This window comes from Kitasatospora aureofaciens (assembly GCF_019192735.1).
Classification (GTDB): Bacteria; Actinomycetota; Actinomycetes; order Streptomycetales; family Streptomycetaceae; genus Kitasatospora; species Kitasatospora aureofaciens_A.
On sequence record NZ_JAHTKP010000034.1, the window covers coordinates 48,986 to 66,433 of the forward strand.

Consider the following 17,448-nt stretch of genomic DNA (forward strand, 5'->3'; position numbering starts at 1 on the left):
TTGTCGGGTGTCCCGGCCCACCGCTTTGCAGGCCGGTTCTGCTCGGCGTTTTGAAATCCGGTTCTATCCGGCGTGCGTGCTCCTTGGCGGCGCGTGCATCCGGGCGAGGACGCCTCCCGTGGTCTAGAGGACGGGCCGGGCCCGGACCCAGGTGCGGTCCTCCGTCAGGTACCGCTCCACCGCCAGACCGGCCTCCGCCAGCGCTCCCTCGAACTCCTCCGTGCTGAGCGGCCGGGAGAGGAACGTCTGGGACCAGCGGCCGTCCGGGAACTCGTACTCGACGTACACCGTGTTCGAGCCGTCCCCGTTCGGCGTCGCCGAGGCCACCCGGGCCACCCCGTCCGTCCCCGCGAGCTTGCTCTCCCGCGGCACCCGCAGATGCCAGTCCTCACCCTCGCGCTGCACCAACACGCAGCCGTCGTCCGCGACATGGCGGCGACAGGTCTCCAGCAGTCCCTGGCGGACCGTCACATCGCCTGCGTGCACGAGGAAGGAGGCGAGCATCACGACGTCGAAGCGCTCGCCGAGGTCCAGCCGCTCGATCGGGCTGCGGACCGTCCGGACGCTCTCGCGCACCCGCGCCAGCATCTCGGCGGACTCGTCGACGGCCGTCACGGCGAACCCGCGGTCGACCAGCGGATGCGTCATCCGGCCCACGCCGCAGCCCAGTTCGAGGATGCTCGCCCCGGCCGGTACGGCGCTCTCGATCACGTCGGGGGCGTCGCCCACCGGCAGGCGGGACCACACCTCGACGGCGCAGCCGTCCGGGGTGATCGCGCCCGCGCCGGTGCCGTCGTAGCCGTTGCGTCGCTCGTTGCTCGGTTGCCCGCTGTGAGGGAGTTCGTTGCTCATGGCCGCTATCCGAACACGGGTGACGCGCTGATGGAAGGGGGGTTCGGACCGGGGCGCACTCACATTGCGGCCCGTGCCGGGTGTCCCGACATCCGCTACGGGCCGCGGTGTTGCCGTGCGGTGACCGGCCGGCCTTGCGTGCACCGCGTAGGTCAGGCGGCGTCCAGTTCCGCCAAGGTCTCGCGCAGCCAGGTGAGTTCGGCCTCGGTGGTGGCGCGGGCGATCAGCAGCAGGCCGCGGCGGAAGGGGTCGGCGAACTCCTCGGCGCCGAGCGGCCGTTCGCCCTCGTAGAAGAAGCTCGCCGGTTCGGCGAGGAAGGCGAGGCGGCGGCGCAGCACGGCGGCCTGGTCGGCCGGGTTGTCGAGGTGGCGCAGGAAGGCGAGCAGCGTGAACCAGCGGTTCTCGTCGCTGACGTCCAGCGCCTCGGGCTCGCGCAGGCGGTCGAGCAGCGCGGCCCGGCCGGCCTCGGTGAGGTGCAGGGTGTGCCGGGGCGCGGCGGCCGTCCCCGGTTCGGTCTCGCGGACGAGGAGGCCGTCGGACTCCAGGCGCTTGATCGCCGGGTAGAGCGTGCCGTCGCTGATCGGGCGGACGTGCCCGGTGAGCGCGGCGAGGTGGCGGCGCAGCTCGTAGCCGTGCAGGGGTCGGTCGTGCAGGAATCCGAGGATCGCGAGCTTCAGCATGGGGTCACTCTGCCAGAGCGGTCCCTCGGGATGTCGGTATATCGGTGTTGTGGTACCTCGATATCGAGGTATGGTCTCTTTCGGTGATCGATCCGCCGGCGATCCGGCGGTGGTCCGATCACCCCGCCGTTCCCCGGCGTCATTCGAGTCAGTCGAGTCATTCGGAGTAAGGAGTCCCGCGATGCGCCACGCCCCCGTCACCCCCGACGGCCACCAGATCCGCTGGGTCGAACTGCCCGGAGCCGAGCCCGCCCGGCTCTACCTGCACGGCCTCGGCGCCAGCTCGCCCGTCTACTTCGCCCCGGCCGCCGCCCACCCGCTGCTCGCGGGGCGCCGCAGCCTCCTGCTCGACCTGCTCGGCTTCGGCATCAGCGACCGTCCCGCGGACTTCGGGTACACGCTGGAGGACCACGCCGATGCCGTTGCGGCCGCTGTACGGTCGGCCGGGCCGGCCGGCGTCGAGGTCATCGGGCACAGCATGGGCGGCGCGGTCGCGATCGTCCTCGCCCACCGGCACCCCGAGCTCGTCGCGAAGCTCGTCCTCGTCGACGCCAACCTCGATCCGATCGCCCCCGTCGCCCAGCGGCCCGGCAGCAGTGGGATCGCGAGCTACACGGAGGAGGAGTTCCTGGCGGGCGGTCGCGCCGAAGTCGCCGAGCGGGTGGGCCCGTTCTGGTGGGCCACCATGCGCCTGGCCGGGCCCGAGGCGCTGTACCGCAGTGCCCTCCACCTCGCCCGCGCCACCGTGCCGACGATGCGGGAGATGCTGCTCGACCTGCCGCAGCCGCGGACCTTCTTGTACCCGGAGGCGGATGGCGAGCCGAGTGGCGCGGATCGGCTGCGGGCGGCGGGGGTCCGGGTGGTGGCGGTGCCGGAGTGCGGGCACAACGTGATGGTGGACAACTTGGACGGGTTCGCGTCCGCGGCTGCGGAGGCGCTGGCGTAGGGCCGGTGGCGGCAGGCGAGGCCGGCCCGCTTGCACCCCCTACGCCCGCACCGCCGTGAACCGCACCCGGACGCCCGGCGCCAGCAGCGCCGCCGGTTCGCGGTCGGCGTCCCACAGCCTCAGCGCCGTCCGCCCGAGGAGCTGCCAGCCGCCCGGGGACGGGCTCGGGTAGACGGCGCTGTACGCGCCCGCGATGGCGACGGAACCGGCCGGGACGGCGCTGCGCGGGGTGGCGTGGCGCGGGACCTCGTACTGCGGCGGCAACCCGGTGAGGTAGCCGAAGCCGGGGGAGAAGCCGCAGAAGGCGACCACGTACTCGGGTGCCGTGTGGATCCGGACGGCGGCCTCCTCCGACACCCCCCACAGTGCGGCGACTTCGGCGAGGTCGGCCCCGTCGTACACCGTCGGCACCTCGACCAGGCGTCCGCCCGTCGCGTCCGACGCCACCGGCCGTGCCGTCCGCACCAGCGCGGCCAGCGCGTCGACGTCCGCGACGCCGTCCAGCAGCACTGTCCGGGCCGCCGGCACGATCTCCTCGACGGCGCCGAGCGTGCCCGCCTCCTGCCGTTCGCGCAGCCAGCCGTACAGCGCGGCGACCTCTACCGGCCCCACCACCTCGACCAGCAGGGACCGCTCCCCGACCCGCCGGACATCCGCGGCCGTCACGTGAACGCCTCCACCCGCACCCCGGCGGACGCGAGCGCCCCCCGTACCCGCCAGGCGAGCTGGGCGGCGCCGGGGGTGTCGCCGTGGACGCACAGGGAGCGGGCCTCGACGGAGATCCGTTCGCCGCCGACGGCCTCTACCGCACCGTCCCGGGCGATGCCGACGGCGCGGGTGATCACCGACTCGGGGTCGTGCACGACCGCGTCGGGGTCGCGGCGCGGGACGAGGGTGCCGGCCCAGGTGTACGCGCGGTCGGCGAAGGCCTCGGTGACGACGGGCAGTCCGACGCCCTCGGCGACGGCGAGCAGCCGCGAGCCGGGCAGGCCGAGCACGGGCAGCGGCCCGTCGCAGACGGCTCCGGCGCGCAGGACGCCGGCGACGACGGCCTCCGCCTGGTCGGAGTCGGTGACGACCCGGTTGTAGAGGGCGCCGTGCGGTTTGACGTAGGAGACGCGGGAGCCGGCGGCGCGGGCGAAGACCTGGAGGGCGCCGATCTGGTAGGCGATCTCGTCGGCGAGCTCCTCCGGCGGGACGTCCATCGCGCGGCGGCCGAAGCCGGCGAGGTCCCGGTAGGAGACCTGGGCGCCGATCCGGACGCCGCGCTCGGCGGCGAGCGCGCAGACCCGGCGCATCGTCGACGGATCCCCGGCATGGAAGCCGCAGGCGACGTTGGCGCTGGTCACCACGGACAGCAGCGCCTCGTCGTCGGTCAGCGTCCAGCGCCCGAACCCCTCGCCGAGGTCCGCATTGAGATCGATCACCGCATCGGCCACGCCCGTCCGCCTCCCAGCAGCTGTTGAGCCAGATGGTAGGGCCTGCGTGTGAAGGCCACGGACCGTGACCCGGGCCCCGGGCGCCGGCACCAGCGCGCGGCCCCCGATTGCGCGCCCCCAGGCGGCGCCGGACCGGACTCCGGACCCGGCGCGGGACGGCTCCGGCTCAGCTCGCGGCCGCCGGTCCCTGGAAGGAACGTTCCAGCGGACGCAGCGCCCGCAGCACGATCAGCAGCGGGATGACACCGAAGATTCCGAACGACATGTCGATAAACCGCCAGGCGAGCGGGATGCCCCGGAGCGGCCCGCAGATCAGGGCGAGGGGGATGACGGCGCCGCAGGCGAGCACGGCCCAGCGGATGACCCAGATGTTCCGGACCGGATCCTTGAGCGGGCCCCAGAAAGCGGCGGCGATCACCAGATGGGCGAAGGCCAGCCAGTCGGTGCCGTAGGCGAGGAAGGGGTAGCGGTCGTTGGTCTCGGCGATCCCGGTCCGGACCCGTTCGAGCCAGGCCATCGCCGCCGGCAAGTGGTCGGAGACCGGGGCGGCCGGCCCGGCGGCGAAGTCGGCGAGCCAGCGGGTCTCGGTCTCCAGCGGGAAGGCGGTCAGGCCGCTCAGGACCAGGCCGACCAGGAAGAGCCGGAGCCACCGCCGGACCCGGCGCAGCGCGGCTGCGGACTCCATGTCAGAAACGTCCATGCCGGAAACCTCCATGCCGAAGGACAGGCGGGGCCTTGTCCCACCTGCGCGGAACCGACTCTAGACTCATCTTTTGAACGTGTTCAACTCCCCCTCGGGGCCCCGGGAACGCACCGATGCCCGGGCGCGGCAGCACCCGGGCATCGGAGGCAGGAACTACGCGGTGTACGTGAACGTGACCGGCGTGCTGGTGCCGCCCGCCGTCGTCACCACGACGTCCACCGGACCGGGGCCGGCGGCCGGCGGAGTGGTCACCGAGCAGAACTTCGGACCGCAGGAGGTGTGCAGGCCCGGCACCCCGCCGAACGTCACCGTGCCGTACGTCAGGTTGTCGCCGATGATGTACGCCTGCGTGCCGCCCGCGACCGGGGCGCTGGCCGGGGTCCACACCTGGGACACCGTCGGCACGGGCGGCGCCGGCGGCGGGGCGCCGGTGTAGTCGAAGGCCGCCGGCGCCGCAGCCGTGCCGCCGGGCGTGACCACGGAGACGGGCGCGCTGCCCGAGCCGCCCGGCGTGGTCACCGTGCACGCGGTGTCGGTGCAGGTGCCGGGCGCCGGCACCCCGCCGACCAGCACCATGCCGTGGGCCAGGTTGCTGCCACTGACGGTCACCGCGGTGCCGCCCGCGCCCGGGCCGGTGGTGGTGTCCAGGCCGTCGACGGCGGGGGCGGGCTGGACGACCGGCGCCGGCGTGCTTCCGTCGAGCGTGACGACGGCGACGTGGCCGGTCGGATCGGTGTCGTTCGGGTTGGCGACCGTCGCGGTGATCTGGCCGGTCGGCTGCTGGGTGGGGCCGCCGTACACGTGCATCTTCATGAACTCGTAGTGTCCGGGCGTCCGGGTGCCGATGAGAACGGCCTCCAGGTGACGGCCGTCGGGCGAGACGCTCTCGGTGAAGGTGTAGTCGTACGGCGTGGAGTAGAACATCGCGCCGTCGGTGGTCAGCCCCGGCGGCAGGTCGACGGTGAGGTGGGTCGGCCCGGTGAGGTCCTGCGTGCCGGCGGATGTCCAGCCGACCGAGAACTGGCCCGGCCCGGGAGGGGTGGTGCTCGGCGGGAATCCGTTCAGGGACACGGTCACGTGCTGCGCCGAGGGGCTGGGCGCGTCGGCCGGCGCGGCCGTGGAGGCGGCGGCGCCGGTGGCGAGGGTGGTCACGGACAGCGCGGCGGCGAGGCCCGCTTTGGCCAGTCGGGTGATCATGGGTCGATCATGACCGTAGTACCGCGCCGCCCTCGCGGGATTCTCGAATATCGGTTCGGGAATGGCGGAATCCCGTCGAAACTCCGTTCTGAATTCACCCCCGACATGCCCTCCAGCCTGCCGCTCCACCCGCCCGCAAGGTCCGTTTCGGTCGATGTCGGTGCGAACCTCTAATCTTGTCCACCGTGACCGCCATCGCAGACCCGCCCACCGAGCCCGGCCTCCGGCCGCCCGCCGGCGCCGCCGCGCGTCCCGCGCCCGGCCCCGCCGCCGACGAGGGCCTGGCCCGCCGGCTCAAGGCGCTGGCCTGCACCGCCCCGCTGCACGACCTGGACAGCCGCAAGGTCAACCTGGCCGGCGAGTACGGCGGCTACGCGATGGCCGAGGTCGGCCTCGCCGCGATCGACCTGGTCACCCTCCACATGGACTTCGACACCGGCGCCGACCGCGACATAGTGCTCGCCCGCCTGCTGCCCCGGGTCGCCGCCCAGGCCGCCGGCCGCCCCGGCGCCGAGCACGAGCGGGTGGCCCGCTGGGTGCTGGAGTCGCTGATCAACGTCGGCAGCGTCGACCGCGGCTTCCGCGCCGTCTACGGCACCTTCGCCGCGGACGGCGAGTACGTCCGGCGCGACTACGACTTCAAGCTGATCGAGGAGGTCCCGGGCCCCGACGGCGGCGTCTACCTGCGCACCACCGACGAGGCGGTCAACGTCCTGGTCGGCGCGCTCGACACCGACGTCACCTCGGCCCAGATCGCCGCCGAGGTCAAGCTGGAGGTGCTGATCCGCCGCGGCCGCCTGGCCGACGCCCAGCTCGCCGCCGAGCAGGCCCGCTACCGCACCGTCCAGTACGCCGAGACGCTGCGCCGCGCCCTCGACGCCACCCGGCGCAACGTCCGCGCCGTCGACTGGATGCGGGCCATCCCGGACCTCATCGACGAGGCGCTGGACCACATCGCCGACCGCTACCGGCACGAGAACGCGATTCTCACCAACATCCGCAAGGCCCGCGACGAGGCCGAGGACCCGGAGCACAAGCGCCGCGCCGCCGAGCTCGTCGACATCGTCAAGGACTGCATCCGCCGCCACACCCAGCTGCAGACCCGCCTGCTGGAGGCCGGCCCGCTGTTCCGCGCCGAGCAGGACCGGCAGGCCTTCGCCACCCCCGGCGCCCGCAGCGGTATCGACCTGTACGGCCAGCTGCTCGCCCCGGTGCTCCGGCTGCCGATAGAGCAGGCCGTCCGCCCGACCGGCGCGTTCTTCGCCCGCGGCGCCGGGCTGCGCACCCCCAGCTCGGTCCGGGTCGCCGACCTGGTCGAGCTGCTGCTCACCCCGCCGGTCGAGCGCGAGCACCTCGGCGCCGAGCTGCCCGACCCGGACCTGGTCGCCACCCCGGACGACAGCCGCTTCTCCGAGGCCCAGCTGGAATCCGCGCTGGAGCTGCTCGACCTGCCCGCCGACGCGCCCCGCCGGCTCTCCGGCCTGCTCGCCGACGCCCGCAAGCAGGACCCGGAACTCCCGTACCTGGTCGCCCTGCTGGCCGTGCACGCGGCCAGCCCGCCGGTCGGCACCGCCTACCGGCAGGGCGAGGAGCGGCTGTTGTTCGCCGTGGACGACGGAACCCCCCTGGGCGACCCGGAGTTCGGCGGCGCCGACCTCATCGTCGGCAGCGCCCTGCTGGACGCGGTCGGCATGGCCGCCGACCGCAAGGACGCCGGCTGACCGGCCGGGCACCACAGTTGACGTACGACAACCCGATCACCGACCGCACCACCCGCGAGGAGCACCGCCCGTGACGACCCACCACGACACGGCCTGGGCGCCCGAGACCGAACCCGCGGCCCCCGCGCCGATCACCCCGGCCGACGTCGCCGACGCCGCCCGGCTGGTCTCCTTCGGCCTCCAGGCCAAGCTGCTCCCCGCCCGCGACGCCGAGTACGCCGAACTCGTCCGCCGCCACCGCGAGGACCCGCCGTTCGCCCGGCTCGCCGACGCCATCGCCACCGGCATGGGCCTGGTCGTCCTGGAGGTCTCGCCGCGCGCCGGCATGGCCGTCGCCGCCGCCGAGGACTCCGTCTTCGCCGTCCGGATGGGCGACTACTCGCGCCGCGCCGCCTCCGAGTCCACCGACCGCTTCCTGCACGGCCTCGCCCACCTCGCCGTCGCCGCGATGGCCTTCCCCCGCCCCGAGGACCTCGCCGACGACGGCTACCTCGGCCGGATCACCGTCAACGGCGTCGACTTCTTCGTCCGCCAAGCCTGCCGCCGCCTGGAGGAGCAGGCCGACGCCGAGGGCGCCAACACCGACCCGCAGAGCGACGCCCCCGGCCTGGAGGCCGCCTGGCGGGTCTGGGCCCGGCGCACCGCCACCGGCGCCACCAAGGACGCCCGCCGGCTCTCCGGCTCCACCATCGGCATCGTCGCCAAGGCCGTGATGTTCCTGGTCGACTCCGGCTTCCTGCAGAAGGTCTCCGACGACGCCGGCGGCACCTACCGCACCACCGCCCGCTACCAGCTCCAGGTCCGCGACCTGGCCGGCAGCGCCGCCATGGCCGAACTGCTCGACCTCGGCGTCGTCCCGGTCTCCGACGGCACCGCCAGCCTGCTGCCCCCGGACACCTCCGACGAACTGGTCGCCGACGCCGGCCTGCCGTTCCACTCGCTCTGATTCCCGCACGCACCGCCTTCCTGGAGAACCGCCGCACATGTACGAGCTCAACCGGGTCCGCCTGTACTCGATCGGACCGGCCGGCGCCCGCTACGCCGACACGGTGCTCGACCTGCGCGGCGTCGGCGAGCCGGTCGCCGACCCGGCCCCGCAGCAGATCGGCCTGTTCGGCGAGGAGGCCGACGGCCCGGTCCGCCGCCCGGCCCCGGCCGGCGTGCTCTTCCTGGAGAACGGCGGCGGCAAGTCCGTCCTGCTCAAGCTGATCTTCTCGGTGATGCTCCCCGGCCACCGCAACACCCTCGGCGGCGCCAGCTCCGGCGTGCTGCGCAAGTTCCTGCTCGCCGACGACTGCGGCCACGTCGCCCTGGAGTGGCAGCACACCGTCACCGGCGAGCTGATCGTGGTCGGCAAGGTCAGCGAGTGGCGCGGCCGCCAGGTCTCCTCCGACCCGCGCAAGTTCGCCGAGACCTGGTATTCCTTCCGCCCCGGCCCCGGCCTCACCCTCGACTCCCTGCCGGTCGCCGAACGGATCAGCCTGGCCGGCGACCAGAAGGCCCGCGGCCGCCGCCGCACCATGAAGGGCTTCCGCGACGCCCTCACCGAGGCCGGCAAGACCCACCCCTACCTCGGCCTCGTCTTCGAGGACGGCCACGACCGCTGGACCGAGCACCTCGGCGAACTCGGCCTCGACCCCGAACTCTTCCGCTACCAGCGCGAGATGAACGCCGACGAGGGCGAGGCGGCCGGCCTCTTCGCGGTCAAGCACGACAGCGACTTCACCGACCTCCTGCTGCGCGCCGTCACCGACACCCGGGACACCGACGGCCTCGCCGACCTCGTCCACGGCTTCGCCTCCAAGCTCGGCCGGCGCGCCGAACTCACCGCCGAACGCGACTTCACCGCCGGCTCCCTCGACCTGCTGGAGCGCATCGCCGAGTCCACAACGGCCCGCGAGTCCGTCCGCGAGGCCCACCGCACGGCCGAGCGCCGCACCCGCCGCCTCGCCCACGCGCTCACCTCCCGCGCCACCGCCGAGCGCGAGCGCGCCCAGGACCTCGCCATCGAGGTCGCCGCCGCCGCGAGCGCCGTCACCGCCGCCGAGGCCGACCGCACCCGGCACACCCTGATCACCGCCGAGCTCACCCACCGGCACGCCACCCTGGGACTGGCTGCGGCCACCGCCGACGCCGCCGCGCTGCGCCGCGAACTCACCGACGCCCGCACCCTGCACTCCGCCTGGCAGGCCGCCGAGGCCGTACTGCGCCAGCGCGCCGCCGCCGACCGGGTGGCCCGGGTCGCCGCCGCCATCCGCGAGGCCGAGCTGGACGCCGCCCCGGCGCTCGCCGCCCGCGCCCGCGCTGCCACCGCGCTCGCCCGCGCTCTGGAGGCCGCCGCCGCGGCCGCCGAATCCCGCGCGGACACCGAGGAGCAGCGCGCGAGCGAGCTCCAGGAGGACGGCGCCAAGGCGCAGAGCGACGCCACCGAGGCCGCCACCGCGGCCCAGAAGGCCCGCAGCGAGGCGGACCACCTGCGCCAGCGCCTGGCCGAGGTCGAGCAGGAGACCACCGCCGCCGTCGAGGCCGGCTTCATCGACGCGGACGGCGACGTCGACCCGGCCCGCGCCGCGCTGCACGCCGCCGACGTCGAGAAGGCCGCCACGGCCGCGCTCGCCCAGGCCCGTACCGCCGCCGAGTCCGCCGCCGCCCGGCTGCGCGAGTCCGCCGCCGCCACCGGCCGCGCCGAACTCGCCGCCGAGCGCGCCGGCGACGCCCGTAAGGACGCCGCCCGGGCCCTGGCCGCCGAGCAGCGCACCGCCGCCATGCTCGCCACCGAGCCGCGCCTCGCCGACCTGCTCTCCCTGACGCCGGCACCTACTGATTGGAACGAAGACGGGTCGGGTGCCGAGGAGGACGCCGGCTTCCTCACCCCCGCCGTGCTCGACCGCAACGCCGAGTACCTGCGCGAACTCCTCGACGACTCCATCGCCACCGCCGAGCGCACCCTGTTCGACCTGCGCACGGCCGCCGCCGACGACTCCCGAATCCTTGCCGCCCTCGGCGACGGCGGCCTGCTGCCGCCCGGCCCGGACGTCCTCGCCACCGTCGAGTACCTCGCCGAGCACGGCATCCCCGCCCTGCCCGGCTGGCGCTACCTCGCCCAGTCCGTCGACCCGGCCGACCACGAGGCGATCCTCGCCGCCCGCCCCGAACTCGTCGACGGCGTGGTCGTCACCGACCCGGCCTCGCTCGACCGGGCCCGCGAGGCCCTGCAGGCCGCCGCCCTGCTGCCCCGCTCCACCGTCGCCGTCGGAGCGGCCGCCTCGCTGATCGCCCCGATCGCTCATCCTGATGGGCCCGCCTTCTACCCCTTCTTTGTCGTGCCCCCGAACCCGGCCATGCACGACGAGTCCGCGGCCGACGACGAGCGCCGCGAACTCCGGGCCCGGGCGAGCGCCCGCGAGGAGCACATCCGCGAACTCGCCGCCCGCCTCGGCGCCGACCGCGCCCTCGCCGCCCGGCTCGCCTCCTGGCACGCCAGCTGCCCGCCCGGCACCCTCGCCGAACTCGCCGCCGCCGCCGAGGCCGCCCGCGAGCACGCCGAGCAGGCCGCCGCCGCGCTGGCCACCCTGCGCGCCGACCACGACGAGGCCGAGACCGACCACGCCACCGCCGCCTCCGCCCACGAGGAGCACCGCGAGGCCGCCCAGCGCGCCCGCCGCCGCGCCGACGCCCTCTCCGGCCTCGCCTTCCGCCTGCGCGAACGCGCCACCTGGGCCCGCCGCCAGCGCGAACTCGCCGACGACGCCACCGAGTGCGACCGCCGCCAGGCCCTCTGCGCCGACCGCGCCCGCACCTGCGACGAGGACCGCCGCGCCGCCCAGCGTGCCGCCGACGACGCCCGCCGCACCGCGCGAACGCTGCGCGCCGAACGCGCCGAGATCCCCGCCGCCGAGCAGGCCGACGAGCCCGCCGAGACCACGCCCGCCGCCCTGCCCGCCCTGCGCGAGGCCTACCGGGCCGCCTCCCAGCTCTACGAGAAGGTCGGCGTCGGCGCCGACCTGCGCGCCGAACAGGCCCGCGCCGAGGGCGACGAGGCCGCCGCCGCGACCGAACTCGACCGCCTCACCAACAAGGTCCGCACCCGCGCCGAGGAACTCCTCGGCAGCCCCGACGGCGCCGACGGCCCCGCCCGCCAGGCTGCCGCCGCCCGCGCCGAGGAACTGGTCGCCACCATCGAGGCCCGCTCCGCCGCCGCCAGCGAGCAGCTGGGCCGCCTGCGCGGCGAGGCCGAACGCTCCGCCCCCGCCGACGGCGAGGCACACACCGAACTGCCCGAGGACCTCGTCCCCACCGACCCCGAGCACGCCCAGGCCCTGCTGCGCACCGCCACCAGCCGGCTCGCCGAACGCCGCGAGGCCCTGGACGCCGCCCGCACCGCGCACGCCGACCTCCAGCGCACCTTCGACGCCGCCCAGGCCGCCGCCGCCGACTTCGACGAACTCGCCGGCCAGCTCCGCGACGGCCTGCGCGAGCACCAGGACGACTCCGAGCACTCGGACGAGCCCTACCTGAGCTCTCTCACCGAGGCCCGCACCGCCGTCGCCGAGGCCCGCCGCACCCTGCGCACCGCGGCCGGCGAGCTGTCCTCCGCCGAACTCGCCGTCCGCGACGCCGCCGACGCCCTCGTCCGGCACGCCAACGCCGCCCGCTACGAGGCCGTCCGCACCCCCGCCCGCCAGCAGATCCGCGAGCTGCCCGCCTCCGCGCTGCCCGAGCACGCGGCCGCCTGGGCCGCCGCGTTCGCCCCCCGGCTGCGCGTGCTCACCGACGAACTCGCCCAGCTGGAGCGCAACCGTGGCTCGATCGTCGACCGCCTGCGCGGTCTGGTCGAGTCCTCGCTCACCACCCTGCGCGCCGCCCAGCGCCTCTCCCGGCTGCCCGAGGGCCTGGGGGAGTGGTCCGGCCAGGAGTTCCTCCGGATCCGCTTCGAGGACCCGGACCACGCCACCCTGGTCGAGCGCCTCGGCGAGGTCATCGACGAGGCCACCCGCGCCGCCGTCAAGAAGAACAGCGACCTGCGCCGCGACGGCATGTCCCTGCTGCTGCGCGGGGTCGCCGCTGCGATCGGCCCGAAGGGCGTCAGCGTCGAGATCCTCAAGCCCGACGCGGTTTTGCGCGCCGAGCGCGTCGGCGTCGGCCAGATGTCCGACGTCTTCTCCGGCGGCCAGCTGCTCACCGCCGCCATCGCGCTCTACTGCACGATGGCCGCGCTGCGCGCCAACGACCGCGGCCAGTCCCAACTCCGGCACGCCGGAACGCTGTTCCTCGACAACCCGATCGGCCGCGCCAACGCCACCTACCTGCTGGAGCTCCAGCGCGCCGTCGCCGACGCGCTCGGCGTCCAGCTGATCTACACCACCGGCCTGTTCGACACCACCGCGCTCGCCGAGTTCCCGCTGGTCATCCGGCTGCGCAACGACGCCGACCTGCGGGCCGGCCTCAAGTACATCTCGGTGGAGGAGCACCTGCGGCCGGGCCTGCCCGCCCCGCAGGACCCGGACGGCCCGGCCATCCACGGCGAGATCACCGCCACCCGGATGTTCAAGCGCCCGGCGGAGGTACCGGTCCCGTCCTGAACTGGCTAGCGTGGCCGGCATGCTGACGATCGCGCACCTCAGTGACATCCACCTCGGCCAGGACCACCGCCGGGACCGCGGCAAGCGGGCCCGGCGGCGGGCCGAGCAGGTGATGGCGTACCTCGACGCCCTGCCCGGCCCGCTGGACGCCGTCCTGGTCACCGGCGACCTCGCCGACCACGGCCTGCCCGCCGAGTACGAACAGGTGGTCAAGGTGCTGGACTCCCGGCACCCGGTGCTCACCTGCCCCGGCAACCACGACCGCCGGTCCCCCTACCGGGAGGTGCTGCTCGGCGAGGCGCCCGGGGACGGCCCGATCAACCGCCTGCACCAACTGCCCGGCGCCGACGTGCTGATGCTCGACTCGTCGATCCCCGGGCGCGACGACGGCCTCCTCGACGAGGAGACCCTGGCCTGGCTGGACGAGACGCTGGCCGCCGGACGCACCGACCTGCCGGCGCTGGTCGCCTTCCACCACCCGCCGGCCGAGCTCCACATACCGACCGTCGACGCGATCCGCCAGTTCGGCGAGGCCGACCTCGCCGCCGTGCTGGCCCGTCACCCCCGGGTGGCCGGCCTGCTCTGCGGCCACTCCCACACCGGCGCCGCCACCACCGTCGCCGGCCTGCCGCTGCTGGTCGCCCCCGGCGTGGTCTCGACCGTCACCCTGCCCTGCGAGGGCGGGAGCGGCATCTCCTTCACGCACCCGCCGATGCTTGCCTTCCACGTCCTGGACGACGGGGGCCGGCTCACCACCCACTACCGGGCCGTCCCCGAGAGCTGACCCTGCCGGCTACGCGGTCGGCACCCGCGGCTGACGCGGAGTCTGGCCGGGGCGGGGGAAAGGCCGGGCGGCCAGTGGTTCGGACGCCGCCCGGCTGCCCGCCATCGGGGACGCGGAGTTCGGCCCGCGCATCCGCTGGGCGGCGACCTGCCGGGAGATCAGGATCTCCAGCAGGCACCACATCGTGCCGAACACGCCGAGCCCCATCGCCATCAGCGCGGGCGTCATCAGCCAACTCCCCGCGTACGAGGCCAGCGTCGCGACCACCACGCCCACCAGGGTGAAGGCCAGGCAGAGCACCGCCCGGACGATCGCGGCGCGCACCTCGTCGGGCAGGCGGCGACGGCGGCGTGGCACGGACATCGGGCGACCCCCAGGCGCGGTCACGGCGGCGGACACGGGACGGGCGCGCGCGACATGCGCCCCCGGCGAAGACTCTGCCCCGCCCAACCCGGACTATGCGTCCGAATCCACCGAACTGCCGCCAAATCGTGTGATCCGGCCCGATTCGTCCGCGGCCCGCTGCGCTTCGGCCCGCCGCCTTTCGGCCGTCAGCCCAACTGCTGGTTGAGCTCCTCCAGGGCGCCCGTCACGATCGTCCGCATCGCCTGCTCGGCATGGACGGCGTCCCCCGAGCAGATCGCGTCGGCGACCTCGCGGTGCAGCCGGATCGCGTACGGCTCCGGCTGATGGGGCATCAGATGGTACTCGGTCCGCCCGGTGAGCACCGCCCCCACGGTGTCCCCGAGGTGGGCGAACATCTCGTTGCCGGAGGCCTTCAACACGGTGGCGTGGAAGGCGATGTCGTGGCGGAGGAAGGTGGCCAGGTCGGCGGCCCGCGCCGAGACGGTCAACTCGACGGCCAGCGCGCTGAGTTCGCGCCGGTCGTCGTCGCTGGCGTGCACCGCGGCGAGCGCGGCGGCGGCCGGTTCGACGGCCACCCGCAGCGAGCCGAGCGAGCGCAGCTGGGCCGGACGGTCGGCGCCGGCCAGCCGCCAGCGGATCACCAGCGGGTCGAAGACGTCCCAGCCGGACTTCGGCTGAACCGTGATCCCGACCCGCCGCCGGGACGCCACCATGCGCATCCCCTCAAGGATCCGCACCGCCTCCCGCACCACCGTCCGGGACACTCCGAACCGCTCCTCCAGGTCCTCGCTCCGCAATACCGCGCCCTCGGGAATCTCCCCCGCCGCGATCGCCGGCCCGAGCTCGTCAAGCAGCCGCCCGGGCAGCCCCTGGATCTCCATCCGCCCAGCGTAGACGCCCGCCCCGGCAAGGTCCCCTCCGCCCTGCGATGCACCTCACGCCCCCACCGCCGCCGCCTCCCTCCTCGGCTCCCGCCCACCCCCGGCCGCCGGCAGGGCCCCCATCCCTCGTGCGATGCACCCCACCCACACCCCCACCGCCGGCGCCTCCCTCCTCGGCTCCCGCCCACCCCCGGCCGCCCGCAGGGCCCCCATCCCTCGTGCGATGCACCCCACAGTCCAAAAGTATGACGATTTGGTTTCCGGCACTTGAATACGTCATATCTTTGGGGCGATAGTGGCGGCCAGGAAGCGAAGGAGCACCACCCATGGCTCTCAGCGTCGAGAACCACGCCCCCTCGGAAGCCCCTCCCACCGTCGTGGTGATGGGCGTCTCGGGCGTCGGCAAGACCACCCTGGCCCGCCTCCTGGCCGACCGCCTCGATCTCCCCTTCGCCGAGGCGGACGACTTCCACCCGGCGGCCAACATCGCCAAGATGTCGGCCGGCATCCCGCTGGACGACGAGGACCGCGCCCCCTGGCTGCGGGCCCTCGGCGCCTGGCTCAGGGACCGGGCCGAGGCCGGCACCGGCGGCGTGGTCACCTGCTCGGCACTGAAGCACCGCTACCGCGACACCCTGCGCGCGGCCTGCCCGGGCGCCTTCTTCCTGCACCTCAGCGGTGGTCACGAGCTGGTCGAGGACCGGATCGCCCACCGCACCGGCCACTTCATGCCGCCGTCGCTGCTCGACTCGCAGTACGCCGCCCTGGAACCCCTGGGCGCGGACGAGCGCGGCGCCGTCCTGGACGTCGGCCCGTCCCCCGAAGACCTCGTCGAGATGGCCGCCGCGCTGCTGCGGCCCGTCAATGGAGACCTCGCGTGAGTTTGTCCCCCACCTTGCTCGCGGCCGCCCCACCGGCCCTGCCGCACACCGGCAGCGACTCCCAGCTGCTGGTCGCGGTGCTGCTCAGCATCGGTGCGATCGTCCTGCTGATCACCAAGCTGAAGCTGCACCCGTTCCTCGCCCTCACGCTCGGCTCCGGCCTGCTGGCCGCCGTCGCCGGCGCCCCCTTCGACAAGCTGCTCAACAGCTTCTCGACGGGCTTCGGCTCCACCGTGGCCAGTGTCGGCCTGCTGATCGGCCTCGGCGCCATGCTCGGCAAGCTGCTCGCCGACTCCGGCGGCGCGAACATCATCGCGGACACCGTGCTGGCCCGCTCGGGCAGGAAGGCGCTGCCCTGGGCGATGGCGCTGATCGCGGCCGTGCTCGGCCTGCCGCTGTTCTTCGAGGTCGGCGTCGTCCTGCTGATCCCGATCGTGCTGCTGGTCGCCCGCCGCGGCAACGTGCCGCTGATGCGGGTCGGCATTCCCGCCCTGGCCGGCCTGTCGGTGCTGCACGGCCTGGTGCCCCCGCACCCGGGCCCGGTGGTCGCCGTCGACGCGCTGAAGGCGGACCTCGGCATCACTTTGGCGCTCGGCCTTCTGATCGCCGTCCCGACCCTGATCGTGGCCGGTCCGCTGTTCGCCCGGGTGGCCGAGCGCTGGGTGGGCCCGCTGGAGATCCCGGCGGCCACCGCCCCGGCCTCGGGGGAGACGGCCGAGCGCGAGCACACCCCGTCCTTCGGTGCGGTGCTGGCGACCATCCTGCTGCCGGTCGTGCTGATGCTCGGCAAGGCGCTGGCGGACCTGGTGATCGACAACCCGAAGGCGATGGGCCAGCGGGTGTTCGACTTCGTCGGCTCGCCGCTGATCGCGCTGCTCGCCGCGACGCTGCTCGGCATGCTGACCCTCGGCAGGGCGGCCGGGTTCGACCGGGCCCGGATCTCCGACACGGTCGGCAAGTCGCTCGGCCCGATCGCCGGCATCGTGTTCATCGTCGGCGCGGGCGGCGGCTTCAAACAGACCCTGATCGACGTCGGCGTCGGCAACGCGGTCAGCGAGTGGTCGGGCAAGTGGCACATCTCGGCGCTGCTGCTGGGCTGGCTGATCGCCGTGCTGATCCGCCTGGCGACCGGCTCGGCGACGGTCGCCACGATCACCGCGGCCGGCATCGTGGCCCCGCTCGCCGCGACCATGTCCTCGACCCACGCGGCCCTGCTGGTGCTCGCGATCGGCGCCGGCTCGCTCTTCCTGTCCCACGTCAACGACGCCGGTTTCTGGCTGGTGAAGGAGTACTTCGGGATGAGCGTCGGACAGACGCTGAAGTCCTGGTCGGTGATGGAGACCGTGATCTCGGTCGTCGCGATCGCGCTCATCATGCCGCTCAGCCTGATCATCTAGCCGAACAGGCACGACGCCC

Annotated in this window: 15 protein-coding genes; 7 read left to right on the forward strand and 8 right to left on the reverse strand. The window is 74.4% G+C overall.

Features of this window, described 5'->3' with window-relative positions:
* Positions 1–123: 123 nt before the first annotated feature.
* Both KV557_RS27255 and KV557_RS27260 read right to left on the reverse strand, forming a co-directional pair.
* Positions 124–852: a class I SAM-dependent methyltransferase gene (locus KV557_RS27255; protein WP_218204148.1), complete on the reverse strand. Its 729-nt coding sequence runs from the start codon at positions 850–852 to the stop codon at positions 124–126.
* A 152-nt stretch (positions 853–1,004) separates the two neighbouring features.
* Positions 1,005–1,532, reverse strand: a complete 528-nt coding sequence (locus KV557_RS27260; RefSeq protein WP_218204149.1) for a PadR family transcriptional regulator — start codon at positions 1,530–1,532, stop codon at positions 1,005–1,007.
* 181 nt (positions 1,533–1,713) lie between these two features.
* Here KV557_RS27260 and KV557_RS27265 point away from each other — a divergent pair, with 181 nt between their 5' ends.
* Positions 1,714–2,478, forward strand: coding sequence for an alpha/beta fold hydrolase (locus KV557_RS27265; protein WP_218204150.1), 765 nt, complete (start codon positions 1,714–1,716; stop codon positions 2,476–2,478).
* 39 nt (positions 2,479–2,517) lie between these two features.
* On the opposite strand, the gene KV557_RS27270 is transcribed toward KV557_RS27265, so the two are convergent.
* The 4 genes from KV557_RS27270 to KV557_RS27285 all read right to left on the reverse strand — a co-directional run bounded on the left by KV557_RS27270 (position 2,518) and on the right by KV557_RS27285 (position 5,817).
* Complete coding sequence (locus KV557_RS27270) at positions 2,518–3,144, reverse strand: 5-oxoprolinase subunit B family protein (protein ID WP_218204151.1); 627 nt, start codon at positions 3,142–3,144, stop codon at positions 2,518–2,520.
* Positions 3,141–3,917: a LamB/YcsF family protein gene (locus KV557_RS27275; protein WP_308130095.1), complete on the reverse strand. Its 777-nt coding sequence runs from the start codon at positions 3,915–3,917 to the stop codon at positions 3,141–3,143. Before KV557_RS27275 ends, KV557_RS27270 begins: the two co-directional genes overlap by 4 nt.
* Positions 3,918–4,083: 166 nt before the next feature.
* Positions 4,084–4,617 carry a hypothetical protein gene (locus KV557_RS27280; protein WP_256178007.1) on the reverse strand — a complete coding sequence of 178 codons (534 nt, stop codon included), beginning with the start codon at positions 4,615–4,617 and terminating at the stop codon, positions 4,084–4,086.
* 156 nt (positions 4,618–4,773) lie between these two features.
* The gene (locus tag KV557_RS27285) at positions 4,774–5,817 is read right to left on the reverse strand and encodes an IPT/TIG domain-containing protein (protein ID WP_218204152.1); all 1,044 of its coding nucleotides are present in this window, start codon (positions 5,815–5,817) and stop codon (positions 4,774–4,776) included.
* A 194-nt stretch (positions 5,818–6,011) separates the two neighbouring features.
* Between KV557_RS27285 and KV557_RS27290 the strand changes: the two genes are divergently transcribed.
* The 4 genes from KV557_RS27290 (at position 6,012) to KV557_RS27305 (ending at position 13,904) form a co-directional block, all read left to right on the forward strand.
* Positions 6,012–7,538, forward strand: coding sequence for a hypothetical protein (locus KV557_RS27290; protein ID WP_218204178.1), 1,527 nt, complete (start codon positions 6,012–6,014; stop codon positions 7,536–7,538).
* Between the two features lie 70 nt (positions 7,539–7,608).
* Positions 7,609–8,484, forward strand: coding sequence for a hypothetical protein (locus KV557_RS27295; RefSeq protein WP_218204153.1), 876 nt, complete (start codon positions 7,609–7,611; stop codon positions 8,482–8,484).
* A gap of 37 nt (positions 8,485–8,521) precedes the next feature.
* On the forward strand, positions 8,522–13,120 hold the full coding sequence (locus KV557_RS27300; protein WP_218204154.1) for a hypothetical protein: 4,599 nt from the start codon (positions 8,522–8,524) through the stop codon (positions 13,118–13,120).
* A 19-nt stretch (positions 13,121–13,139) separates the two neighbouring features.
* A complete protein-coding gene (locus tag KV557_RS27305; protein ID WP_218204155.1) occupies positions 13,140–13,904 on the forward strand; it encodes a metallophosphoesterase in 765 nt (254 codons plus the stop codon).
* A 9-nt stretch (positions 13,905–13,913) separates the two neighbouring features.
* On the opposite strand, the gene KV557_RS27310 is transcribed toward KV557_RS27305, so the two are convergent.
* Entirely contained in the window at positions 13,914–14,267 is a 354-nt protein-coding gene (locus KV557_RS27310; protein ID WP_218204156.1) for a hypothetical protein, read from the reverse strand.
* A 188-nt stretch (positions 14,268–14,455) separates the two neighbouring features.
* Positions 14,456–15,151, reverse strand: coding sequence for a FadR/GntR family transcriptional regulator (locus KV557_RS27315; RefSeq protein ID WP_218204157.1), 696 nt, complete (start codon positions 15,149–15,151; stop codon positions 14,456–14,458).
* A 326-nt stretch (positions 15,152–15,477) separates the two neighbouring features.
* Between KV557_RS27315 and KV557_RS27320 the strand changes: the two genes are divergently transcribed.
* On the forward strand, positions 15,478–16,032 hold the full coding sequence (locus KV557_RS27320) for a gluconokinase (RefSeq protein WP_218204158.1): 555 nt from the start codon (positions 15,478–15,480) through the stop codon (positions 16,030–16,032).
* A 2-nt stretch (positions 16,033–16,034) separates the two neighbouring features.
* Positions 16,035–17,429, forward strand: coding sequence for a GntT/GntP/DsdX family permease (locus KV557_RS27325; RefSeq protein ID WP_218204179.1), 1,395 nt, complete (start codon positions 16,035–16,037; stop codon positions 17,427–17,429).
* Positions 17,430–17,448 lie beyond the last annotated feature (19 nt).

Excerpts from the sequence above, each read along its gene's own strand:
- KV557_RS27255 (WP_218204148.1), bottom strand. The coding sequence starts at position 852 with ATGAGCAACGAACTCCCTCACAGCGGGCAACCGAGCAACGAGCGACGC.
- KV557_RS27260 (WP_218204149.1), bottom strand. The coding sequence starts at position 1,532 with ATGCTGAAGCTCGCGATCCTCGGATTCCTGCACGACCGACCCCTGCAC.
- KV557_RS27280 (WP_256178007.1), bottom strand. The coding sequence starts at position 4,617 with ATGGACGTTTCTGACATGGAGTCCGCAGCCGCGCTGCGCCGGGTCCGG.
- KV557_RS27315 (WP_218204157.1), bottom strand. The coding sequence starts at position 15,151 with ATGGAGATCCAGGGGCTGCCCGGGCGGCTGCTTGACGAGCTCGGGCCG.
- KV557_RS27305 (WP_218204155.1), top strand. The coding sequence starts at position 13,140 with ATGCTGACGATCGCGCACCTCAGTGACATCCACCTCGGCCAGGACCAC.
- KV557_RS27265 (WP_218204150.1), top strand. The coding sequence starts at position 1,714 with ATGCGCCACGCCCCCGTCACCCCCGACGGCCACCAGATCCGCTGGGTC.
- KV557_RS27320 (WP_218204158.1), top strand. The coding sequence starts at position 15,478 with ATGGCTCTCAGCGTCGAGAACCACGCCCCCTCGGAAGCCCCTCCCACC.
- KV557_RS27300 (WP_218204154.1), top strand. The coding sequence starts at position 8,522 with ATGTACGAGCTCAACCGGGTCCGCCTGTACTCGATCGGACCGGCCGGC.
- KV557_RS27310 (WP_218204156.1), bottom strand. The coding sequence starts at position 14,267 with ATGTCCGTGCCACGCCGCCGTCGCCGCCTGCCCGACGAGGTGCGCGCC.
- KV557_RS27285 (WP_218204152.1), bottom strand. The coding sequence starts at position 5,817 with ATGATCACCCGACTGGCCAAAGCGGGCCTCGCCGCCGCGCTGTCCGTG.